The sequence below is a fragment of the Methylibium sp. T29 genome, from assembly GCF_000576205.1.
Classification (GTDB): Bacteria; Pseudomonadota; Gammaproteobacteria; order Burkholderiales; family Burkholderiaceae_C; genus Methylibium; species Methylibium petroleiphilum.
In genome coordinates this window covers 1-7,205 of sequence record NZ_AZND01000175.1, presented here as the reverse complement: position 1 = coordinate 7,205, position 7,205 = coordinate 1, and the positions used below count along the sequence as shown (strand labels likewise).

General features: G+C 69.5%; 8 protein-coding genes and 1 pseudogene. 2 read left to right on the top strand and 7 right to left on the bottom strand.

Features of this window, described 5'->3' with window-relative positions:
* Together x551_RS16385 and x551_RS16380 are read right to left on the bottom strand one after the other, a co-directional pair.
* On the bottom strand, window positions 1–852 hold an 852-nt coding region (locus tag x551_RS16385), incomplete at its 3' end, for a glycosyltransferase family 1 protein (protein WP_036249568.1).
* Window positions 849–1,787 (bottom strand): UDP-2,3-diacylglucosamine diphosphatase, encoded by a 939-nt coding sequence (locus tag x551_RS16380; RefSeq protein ID WP_036233044.1) that lies wholly within the window; start codon window positions 1,785–1,787, stop codon window positions 849–851. The genes x551_RS16380 and x551_RS16385, both read right to left, overlap by 4 nt.
* A gap of 182 nt (window positions 1,788–1,969) precedes the next feature.
* Here x551_RS16380 and x551_RS16375 point away from each other — a divergent pair, with 182 nt between their 5' ends.
* Together x551_RS16375 and x551_RS16370 are read left to right on the top strand one after the other, a co-directional pair.
* Window positions 1,970–2,920 (top strand): YncE family protein, encoded by a 951-nt coding sequence (locus x551_RS16375; protein WP_036233042.1) that lies wholly within the window; start codon window positions 1,970–1,972, stop codon window positions 2,918–2,920.
* Between the two features lie 58 nt (window positions 2,921–2,978).
* The gene (locus x551_RS16370) at window positions 2,979–3,500 is read left to right on the top strand and encodes an SRPBCC family protein (RefSeq protein ID WP_036233039.1); all 522 of its coding nucleotides are present in this window, start codon (window positions 2,979–2,981) and stop codon (window positions 3,498–3,500) included.
* A gap of 347 nt (window positions 3,501–3,847) precedes the next feature.
* Here the strand turns inward: x551_RS16370 and x551_RS16365 are convergent, their stop codons facing one another.
* The 5 genes and pseudogenes from x551_RS16365 to folK all read right to left on the bottom strand — a co-directional run bounded on the left by x551_RS16365 (window position 3,848) and on the right by folK (window position 7,174).
* Window positions 3,848–4,858, bottom strand: coding sequence for an inorganic phosphate transporter (locus tag x551_RS16365; RefSeq protein ID WP_036233037.1), 1,011 nt, complete (start codon window positions 4,856–4,858; stop codon window positions 3,848–3,850).
* A gap of 8 nt (window positions 4,859–4,866) precedes the next feature.
* Window positions 4,867–5,514: a DUF47 family protein gene (locus tag x551_RS16360; protein WP_011830592.1), complete on the bottom strand. Its 648-nt coding sequence runs from the start codon at window positions 5,512–5,514 to the stop codon at window positions 4,867–4,869.
* A 66-nt stretch (window positions 5,515–5,580) separates the two neighbouring features.
* Entirely contained in the window at window positions 5,581–6,321 is a 741-nt protein-coding gene (locus x551_RS16355; RefSeq protein WP_231497669.1) for a deoxynucleoside kinase, read from the bottom strand.
* Window positions 6,318–6,673, bottom strand: a pseudogene (locus tag x551_RS16350) (DMT family protein). The gene x551_RS16355 and the pseudogene x551_RS16350 overlap by 4 nt, the downstream one beginning before the upstream one ends.
* A 9-nt stretch (window positions 6,674–6,682) precedes the next feature.
* Window positions 6,683–7,174 carry a 2-amino-4-hydroxy-6-hydroxymethyldihydropteridine diphosphokinase gene (gene folK / locus x551_RS16345; RefSeq protein ID WP_036233033.1) on the bottom strand — a complete coding sequence of 164 codons (492 nt, stop codon included), beginning with the start codon at window positions 7,172–7,174 and terminating at the stop codon, window positions 6,683–6,685.
* Between the last annotated feature and the right edge of the window lie 31 nt (window positions 7,175–7,205).

The window sequence follows — 7,205 nt, the reverse complement described above, 5'->3', positions numbered from 1 at the left end:
CGAGTCGCCGACCACGTCGAGCGGGCCCGCGACCGGGTAGGCCGCCACCGGCGTGCCGCAGGCCATGGCCTCCAGCATCACAAGACCGAAGGTCTCGGAGCGACTCGGAAACACGAACACGTCGGCCGCGCTGTAGATCGCCGGCAGCGCGCGGCGCGGCACGACGCCGCGCCAGTGCACCTGCGGGTACTGGCGCCGCAGGGTCGCCTCGACCGGCCCCACGCCGTAGACGAGCTTGCTGCCGGGCAGGTCGAGCCGCAGGAAGGCCTCGAGGTTCTTCTCGTACGACACCCGCCCGACATACAGGAAGATCGGCCGCGGCAGGTCGAACTCGCTGCCCGCCACCGGCGTGAAGAGGCGCAGGTCGACGCCGTGCGACCACGACTGCAGGTGGCGGAAGCCGCGCGCCGCGAGCTCCTGCCGCATGCCCTCGGAGGGCACCATCACGCCGCTGGAGGCGTCGTGGAAGCGGCGGAACCAGGCATAGCTCCAGCTCGAGGGCACCCGCAGCGCCTTGGCCAGGATGTCGGGGAAGCGGGTGTGGAAGGCCGTGGTGAAGGCCAGGCCGCGCCGCAGGCAGTGCCGGCGCGCCGCGCCGCCGAGCGGCCCTTCGGTGGCGATGTGGATCGCATCGGCGCCGGCCGCGTCGATGCGGCGCGCCACCTCGGCGCCGGGGCGCCACGCCAGCTCGATCTCGCGGTAGCCAGGGCAGGCGAAGCGGCGGAAGCCCGAGGGGTCGATCACCTCGACCTCGTGCCCGCGCTGGCGCAGGCCGTCCACCAGCTCGACCAGCGTCGTGACGACGCCGTTCACCTGCGGATGCCAGGCGTCGGTGACCAGCAGCAGCTTCATGCGGCGACCCCGCGGCCGGCGGCCGCGCCGACACCCAGCGGTGCCGTCGCGGCATCGCCGGCAGCCTGCGCACCCCATGCGGCACGGTCGCTCCAGTCCAGGATCTCCAGCCGGCCGTCGAGGTGTTCGACCAGCGCGGTGAGGCTCTCGACCCAGTCGCCGTCGTTGGCGTAGAGGATGCCGTCGATGTCGCGCAGCTCCGCGTGGTGGATGTGGCCGCAGACCACCCCCTGGACGCCGCGCCGGCGCGCCTCGCGCGCGACCGCCTGCTCGAAGTCGCCGATGAAGCTGACCGCACGCTTGACCTTGAGTTTCAGGTATTTCGACAGGCTCCAGTACGGCAGCCCGAGCCGGGCCCGCAGCGAGTTGAAGTGCCGGTTCAGCCGCAGCGTGAACTCGTAGGCCGAGTCGCCCACGTAGGCCAGCCACTTGGCGCACTGGATCACGCCATCGAAGTGGTCGCCGTGGGTGATCCACAGCTGCCGGCCGTCGACGGTGGCGTGCACGCAGTCGTCCACCACCTCGATGCCGCCGAAGCTGTGGCCGAGGTACTTGCGCGCGAACTCGTCGTGGTTGCCAGGCACGAACACCACGCGGGTGCCCTTGCGCGCCTTGCGCAGCAGCTTCTGCACCACGTCGTTGTGCGCCTGCGGCCAGTACCAGCTGCGCCGCAGCTGCCAGCCGTCGATGATGTCGCCGACGAGGTAGAGGTGGCGGCTGTCGACGGCCTTCAGGAAGTCGAGCAGTGCGGCGGCCTGGCAGCCCGGCGTGCCCAGGTGCACGTCGGAGATCCAGACGCTGCGGACCCGCAAACGCCCTTCCCCCTCGTCGTCCGACGGCGACAGCGGCGACGCGAGGGGCGCGAAGTGTGCGGTGCCCGACGGAGCCGCCGCTTGCGTGCCCACGGTTCGGAAGGAAAGAGACGCCCATCGCATGGACCGCCATGGTCACGCCGGCCGATGACGCGCCGGCGTCCGGCGCATGACGTTTCGATGACCGCAGCGCCGCCGACAGCCCTTCGGCGCGACAGGACTTTGGCAGGGGCGACGGCGGCGAGCGTTGTTATCGTTCCGGCATGCCGTTCCCTTCCCTGCCTGCGGTCTCCCCCACGCGCCGCATGACCGCGCTGCTGGCGCTGCTGATGCTGTCGTCGGCCTCACCCGCCGCACCCTATGCCTACATCACCAACCAGGGCGATCACAGCGTGTCGGTGATCGATCTGGCGAACGACCGCGTAACGGCGACCATCCCGGTGGCCCGCTCGCCGGCCGGCGTGGTGGCGGTCGGGCGGGTCGGCAAGGTGTTCGTCACCGCGCCGGACAGCAACGCCGTGTCGGTGATCGACATGCGAGCGCAGCGTGTGATCGACACGCTGCCGGCCGGCCAGGGCGCGGTCGGCATCGACGCCTCGGCCGACGGCCGGCGCGTCTATGTGGCCGACTGGTTCGGCCGGCATCTGCTGGGCTTCGACACCGCTACGCACCAGGAAACCCTGCGGGTGCCGCTGGGCCGCGCGCCGGCCGGCGTGGCGGTGGCGGCCGACGGCGCGACCGTCTATGTGGCCGAGCGCGACGACAACCTCGTGGCGCTGGTCGACGTGGCCAGCGCTTCGGTGCGGGCGCGCGTGCCGGTCGGCGAACATCCGTTCGCGCTGCTGCTCGACGGCCCGCGCCAGCGGCTCTACGCGCTGAACGTCTACAGCGACGACCTGACGGCCATCGACGTGCGCGATGTGGCAGCGCCGCGCGTGATCGGCCGCGTGAAGGTGGGCAAGGCGCCCTACGGCGCCGCGCTGGCCCAGGGCGGCCGGCGCCTGTACGTCACCAATCAGCGCGACGACACCGTGTCGGTGGTCGATCCCGACACACTCACGCTGGTACAGACCCTGACGGGCTTCGGCTACCCGGAAGGCGTAGCCTCCTCGGGCGACCACGTGCTGGTGGTGAACTGGATGGACGAGAATGTTTCGGTGCTCGACGCGGCCACCGGACAGCTCTTGCGCCGAGTGAACACCGGCAGCAACCCGCGCGGCTTCGGCGCCTTCGTCGGTGCACCGGTCGCACCCTGAATCGACGCACGGCTCTCGCCCTGCGCCTTGTGTTCCCCCAACAGACAGGAGACTTTCGATGTTTTCACGGTGGCTCGCCCTCGCGGCACTGACACTGGCGTCCGGCGTGGCGCTGGCCCACGGCCCGACGCGCCAGAAGGTGGTCGAGAAGATCACGATCGACGCGCCGGCCGACGCGGTGTGGGCACAGATCAAGGACTTCGACGCGCTCGCCAAGTGGCATCCCGCCGTGGCCGAGAGCCCGGCCGACAAGGGCAACACCGAAGGCTCGGTGCGCACCATCAAGATCAAGGGCGGCGGCAGCCTCGTCGAGTCGCTCGAGCGCTACAACGCGGAGGGCAAGAGCTACAGCTACCGCGCCAAGGACGGCGGCGCGCTGCCGGTCACCAACTACACCTCGACGATCACCGTCAGCGGTGACGGCACCAAGAGCACCGTCGAATGGCGCGGCGCCTTCTACCGCGGCTTCCCGAACAACGACCCGCCGCCGGACCAGAACGACGAAGCTGCCGTCAAGGCGGTGACCGGCGTCTACCAGTCCGGGCTTGCGAACCTGAAGAGCCTGGTCGAGAAAAAGTGAGTGCCCGAGGCACCGGCTTGCACGCGGTTGCCTTCAAACGTACAAGATGGGCAGCGTCGGGCGCGCCATCAGGCCGGCGGGGCGCTCTGCTGCGCTCATGTCCCCCGCCGCCGGCCTTCGGCCGTCGCCTCCTCCTCTACTTCGCTCCGCAAAGCGCCCCACCGGCCTGATCCACGACCGTCATGGGTGTTCGACCGTTGCAACTCGCCGTTGTGTCTACCAAGGACGTCGGGTGGCCGACGAAGCGAAGTAGAGGAGGAGGCCAGGCGCAGCCTGGCCGGGGGACATGAGCGCAGTCGGCCGCCCGATGGCCTTGGCCGCCGCGCCGACGAACAACGCAATCCGTATCAGAACACCAGCAGGCTCAGCCCGTAGAACACTGCTGCGATCAGCGCCGAGGCCGGGATCGTGAAGATCCAGGCCCAGACGATGCGGCCTGCGATGCCCCAGCGCACCGCCGACAGGCGGTGCGTCGAGCCCACGCCGACGATCGCGCCGGTGATGGTGTGCGTGGTCGACACCGGGATGCCCATGCCGGTGGCAAGGAACAGCGTGATCGCCCCACCGGTCTCCGCGCAGAAGCCGCCCACCGGCTTGAGCTTGGTGATCTTCTGCCCCATGGTCTTGACGATGCGCCAGCCGCCGAACATGGTGCCGAGCGCGATCGCGATGTAGCAGGACCAGATCGCCCACCACGGCGGCGACGTGTCGCCGGCCGCCGCGTAGCCCGAGGCGATCAGCAGCATCCAGATGATGCCGATGGTCTTCTGCGCGTCGTTGCCGCCGTGGCCCAGGCTGTACATGCCGGCGGACACCAGCTGGGCGCGGCGGAACCAGCGATCGATGCGCAGCGGTGTCTTGCCGCGAAACAACCAGGCCACCAGCACCATCAGGCCCGAGCCGAGCACGAAACCGAGCAGCGGCGAGACGAGGATGAAGGCGACCGTCTTCATCACGCCGGCCAGCACCAGCGCGTCGGGCCCGGCCTTCGCGATCACGGCACCGACGATGCCGCCGATCAGCGCGTGCGAACTCGACGACGGGATGCCGTAGTACCAGGTGATCAGGTTCCAGGCGATCGCGCCGACCAGCGCGCCGAACACCACGTTCGGATCGACGATGCCGGGCTGCACGATGCCCTTGCCGACGGTCGCCGCCACCGACAGGTGGAACACGAAGATCGCGACGAAGTTGAAGAAGGCCGCGAACACCACCGCCTGCTGCGGCTTGAGCACGCCGGTCGACACGACGGTGGCGATCGAGTTCGCCGCGTCGTGGAAGCCGTTCATGAAGTCGAACGCGATCGCCAGCAGCACCAGCAATGCCACGACCCAGAAGCTGATTTGGACCGCCTCCACGGACGGTCTCAGGAGTTCTCGAGGACGATGCCCTCGATCAGATTGGCCACGTCCTCGCAGCGGTCGGTGATCGACTCGAGCATCTCGTAGATCGCCTTGAGCTTGATCAGCTCGCGCACGTCGGGCTCCTCGCGGAACAGCTTGCTCATGGCCGAGCGCATCACGCGGTCGGCATCGCTCTCGAGGTGGTCGATCTCCTCGCAGGTCTTCATCGCCGCCTCCACCGCGCTCGGCTCGCTGATGCGGGGCAGCAGGGCCACCACGTCGCGCACCCGCTCGCAGCAGCGGGCGCTGAGCTGACCCAGGCGCAGCGTCTCCTCGGTCATGCGGCGCACGTCGTAGAGGCTCATCGTCTCGGTCGTGTCCTGCAGCAGGTCGAGCACGTCGTCCATCGCGTTGATCAGGCCGTGGATCTGCTCGCGGTCGAGCGGCGTGATGAAGGTCTTGTGCAGCAGGCGGTTGACCTCGGCGGTCACCTTGTCGGCCTTCTTCTCGGCGGAGATCACGGCCTCGGCGTAGCGCTCGCGCTCGACGGCGTCGCCGTAGTGCTCGATCATGCCGATGAACGCGCGCGCGCCCTCGACGATGTGCTCGCCGTGCTGGTTGAACAGCTCGAAGAAATTGCCTTCACGCGGCAGCAGCTTGCCGAACAGCATGGACGCTCCAGATGCAGGTGCGGCGCCGAGGGCCGGCGCCGCGCGAGGCGGATTGTCACATTACTGTCACAGCTCGATCAGCCCCCCGGCGACGGTGTCGCCGATCTGTCCATCGGCACCTCGACCGGGCGGATCCGGCGGGTCGAAGAGCTCGAACGGGCCCTTGAAGCCATCGATGCGATCGAGCAGCCGCCGGAAGTCGGCCGGGTTCTCGCTGGGGTGGAAGACCTCGGTGTTGATCGCCAGCACCGGTGCGCCCCGGTGGTTGGCGAAGTAGCGCACGTAGCCGCGGCACAGCGAGCCGAGGTAGTCCTCGGTGATGTGGCGCTCCATCTCGATGCCGCGGCGGCGGATGCGCGCCATCAGCACGTCGGGCTCCGCCTGCAGCCAGATCACCAGGTCGGGCTGCGGCGCCTGCGCGCTGTGACGCTTGTAGATCTGGCGGTAGAGCGCGAGGTCCTCGTCGCCCAGCGTGAGCATCGCGAAGATCGCGTCCTTGGCGAACAGGAAGTCGCTCACCACGCCGTGGTCGAACATGCCGCCCTGCCCCAGTTCCTTCATCTGCTCGACGCGCTGGAACAGGAAGCTGAGCTGGGTCTGCAGCGCCAACGGGTTGCCGCGACCGCGGCCCTGCGGCGTCCCCATGTACTCGTAGAAGCGCGCGAGGTAGGGGTTCTCGGCCGGCTGCTCCAGCACCAGCCTCGCGCCCCAATGGGCCGCCAGCGTGCGGGCGAGCGTGGTCTTGCCGACGCCGATCGGCCCTTCCACCACCACGTGCGCGAAGCGCATCCCGACCGCAGCGCTCATGACGACCGGAACATGAAGTACACCGCACCCACCAGGCACAGGCCGGCCCACAGGTAGTCGAGCTTCAGCGGCTCGCGCAGGTAGAACACCGCGAACGGCACGAACACGCTCAGCGTCACCACCTCCTGGATGATCTTCAGCTGACCGACGCTGAACTGCTGCACGCCGATGCGGTTGGCCGGCACCATGAGCATGTACTCGAACAGGGCGATGCCCCAGCTCAACAGGGCCGCCACGTACCAGGCCGGTCGGCCAGGTTCTTCAGGTGGCCGTACCACGCGAAGGTCATGAAGACGTTGGACGCGGTGAGCAGCAGGATGGTCTGCAGCGGGATGGGCAAGGACAGGTTCATGCGCGGCTTTCAGTCGGAGGGGCAACGCTCGACGGTCTGGTCGGCGACACCCGGCAGCCAGTCCGCCACGGCGCCGCGGCCGGGCAGCGCCAGCGCCGGCGCGATCTCGGCCAGCGGGCGCAGCACGAAGGCGCGCTGGTGGAGGCGCGGATGCGGCAGCGTCAGCGTCGGCGTGTCGAGGCGCGTATCGCCGTGCAGCAGCAGGTCGAGGTCGAGCGTGCGCGGCGCGTTGCGATAGGGGCGCTCGCGGCCGTGCACCTGCTCGATGGCCTGCAGCGCGGACAGCAGCGCGTGGGGCTCGAGCGCGGTGTCCAGCGCCGCGACGGCGTTGAGATAGTCGGGACCGCTGGAATCGATCGGCGCGCTGCGGTACAGGGAAGAGACTGCCACCAACCGCGTGTCCGGCAGCGCTGCCAGGGCGTCGAGCGCGACCTGCAGCGTGAGCCGCGCATCGCCCAGGTTGGCGCCGAGACCGACGTAGGCCCGCCGCAGCACCGTCATGTTCAGGCGTCCCCGTCGCCCGCCGACGCGC

Bases quoted from the DNA above. Each gene is read 5' to 3' on its own strand.
- x551_RS16380 (WP_036233044.1), bottom strand. From the start codon at position 1,787: ATGCGATGGGCGTCTCTTTCCTTCCGAACCGTGGGCACGCAAGCGGCG.
- x551_RS16375 (WP_036233042.1), top strand. From the start codon at position 1,970: ATGACCGCGCTGCTGGCGCTGCTGATGCTGTCGTCGGCCTCACCCGCC.
- x551_RS16370 (WP_036233039.1), top strand. From the start codon at position 2,979: ATGTTTTCACGGTGGCTCGCCCTCGCGGCACTGACACTGGCGTCCGGC.
- x551_RS16360 (WP_011830592.1), bottom strand. From the start codon at position 5,514: ATGCTGTTCGGCAAGCTGCTGCCGCGTGAAGGCAATTTCTTCGAGCTG.
- x551_RS16355 (WP_231497669.1), bottom strand. From the start codon at position 6,321: ATGAGCGCTGCGGTCGGGATGCGCTTCGCGCACGTGGTGGTGGAAGGG.
- folK (WP_036233033.1), bottom strand. From the start codon at position 7,174: ATGACGGTGCTGCGGCGGGCCTACGTCGGTCTCGGCGCCAACCTGGGC.